This window comes from Lysinibacillus sp. FJAT-14745, from assembly GCF_001275675.1.
Lineage (GTDB): Bacteria > Bacillota > Bacilli > Bacillales_A > Planococcaceae > Lysinibacillus.
On the sequence record NZ_LITM01000023.1, the window covers coordinates 1 to 2256 of the forward strand.

Below are 2256 nucleotides of genomic sequence, written 5' to 3' on the forward strand. Positions count from 1 at the left end.
TTTTCGTGCCTGGAATATATTACAGAAAATTCAGTTTAAATATTAGCGTGGAATTATTTTAATGCGACGCTAGTGAATTCTACTAACAAATTGTCATAATTTTTTTCACTCACTTTATATTTTTCTGGAATATCATGAGAGTAAATAAAATCTTCATTCTCCGAAGTATTAAAATAAAAGTACACTACTCTAGAACCGTCTAATATTTCAGCATATAAGTAAATTTCGTGCCAATTACCATCTGGTATCATATCTATTACATGCTCTGCTATCATAGGGTACATCTGATTCATCTGTTGTTTCATACTTGTACTAACCTCCAATTTGATTTTGTATTGTAACCTTTTGTGTCCTACCACCATTGATTGAGTAATCCACTATAAAACTATCAGGTCTAGCTGAGTCTCCAGTGTATTGAGGTTTTATTTTTACATTTACGGTGCCTCCTTAATTAGAATAATCTTTTAATCCCTTTTTTGAAAAATATACTTATCTTTAATATACCTACTCTGTAAAAATTCTGTAAAAGTATCTGTAATCTTATAAAAACCATCTTTCTTTTTGCCTTCAGAATAAAAATAGACTGCAGGATCTTCACCCTCATCTAATTTAAAGAAACAAAACATACTTCCTTGACTCATCCAAAATACAAAGTCGTTAGGAGTAAGGCTCAACTGCACGTTATTTTCTTCTAATACTTCTGCTCCCCATGCGTTTAATTCCAATAACTCGTCAAAAAAACATGACTCACCTCGTAAAAAAGTATGTTTTGTTCCTCCACCCATTACTTCAAGAAACTCAATGTAAGCTTCAGGAAGTTTATTATTTCCTATCAATTTTTTCACTTCATTTACTTCTTCCTTTGTACAAGGTTGCATAGGAATTTTGTCTTTTTGAAGTTGGGCAACAAGTTCATTTAAATACACCATTTATTCCCACCACCCCTTTTTCGGAATTAATTCAACACGAATTACTTTGGAATTATGAAATCTGAATTCCTTTTCATGAAGGAATTTGAAAGAAACGGATTAAGGCAAAATTAAAACGAGTCCGGTGCAAAACCGAACTTATTTAACCTAACTGGCCTAATGAAATAACCGTGTCTAACTTTTAGGGGTCACTTCAAATGCCATTTTAGCTAATCCAGATTTTTTATCTATTAGCTCAAAAAAGCTGGCAACTGATTTAACCATTTTTCAAAGTTATCAGCATCCTTTTCGATATTATTCTCTTCATGTGAATAATAATAGACTCCTGTATTGGGGCATTTATTTGAGAGAAGACAAAAGTAGTCTCCATTACCTACACTATAAAATGGAATTAATTCCTTCTTCCACCCGCCAAATTTCATTTCATAGTCATAGGTAAATTCAATAGTGTCATTTCCATTTGTTTTACCATTGGAAACATTTAAAATGTCCCCTGGAAAGGAATATTCAGTCATTAATTCAATAAAAAATTTAAATTCCATTGGTAACTGACACCCGTACTTTTTCTCTATCTTTTCCCAATCACTAAACGAAGGAATATCTAAATCCCCTAATTCTTTATCTAAAATACTATCTAATAATTTTGCAATCTCATCTCTTGTCACTAACTTTTCCTCCTTTTAAATCCCTTCTCCTGGTAGTATATACTCTTTGCCTCTTTCATTATAATCTTCTACCAAAATATCGTGTTGTATCAAAGTGTGTCATATTCCTCCGTGTATCTGTCGGTATCACTACTATATTTTCTAACCCCGTTTGTATATCATACGCAACATCACAGCTCACAATTTCTACTCAGCTTGCACGCTTCCCTATCATCTCTAGTATCTCTTTAAAATGTGAGTAATGCCCTGGTCTTGTTTCAATCCTTAGGGTATGATAATGTCCTTCTGTTTCCCTAAAGTTTTTAAAATAATATGAAAGTATACATCGTCACTTTTCCGCATGTGCATTTCATAGCTATATTTTCCACTATAAATCTTCATGTTCACTTTATATTTCTGCACTCCCACCATAAAAACACGTAAAAATGAAATGTGGTACATCCTTATAATCTATAACAAATATATCTATCGAAACCTCTATTTCCATCACCTATTCTTCCCCTTGTATGTTAGTACTTATATAAAATTTAACACTTAATACACTAATTAAATAATCGTAATCTTTTCAATTTACGGATTTAAACAGTAAGCCCGAAATATAAAAAAATAAGCGCACCTTCTCGGTACGCACGACGAATGGCCATCTATCCTAATTTTTTTTC

General features: G+C 32.3%; 3 protein-coding genes. All 3 read right to left on the reverse strand.

Going from position 1 to position 2256, the window contains the following annotated elements; translation table 11 throughout:
- Nucleotides 1–53: 53 nt before the first annotated feature.
- On the reverse strand, nucleotides 54–305 hold the full coding sequence (locus AMS59_RS23910; protein WP_234007910.1) for an immunity protein YezG family protein: 252 nt from the start codon (nucleotides 303–305) through the stop codon (nucleotides 54–56).
- Between the two features lie 159 nt (nucleotides 306–464).
- Nucleotides 465–929, reverse strand: a complete 465-nt coding sequence (locus AMS59_RS23915) for an SMI1/KNR4 family protein (protein WP_053486205.1) — start codon at nucleotides 927–929, stop codon at nucleotides 465–467.
- A 230-nt stretch (nucleotides 930–1159) separates the two neighbouring features.
- A complete protein-coding gene (locus AMS59_RS23920; protein ID WP_053486206.1) occupies nucleotides 1160–1594 on the reverse strand; it encodes an SMI1/KNR4 family protein in 435 nt (144 codons plus the stop codon).
- Nucleotides 1595–2256: the final 662 nt, after the last annotated feature.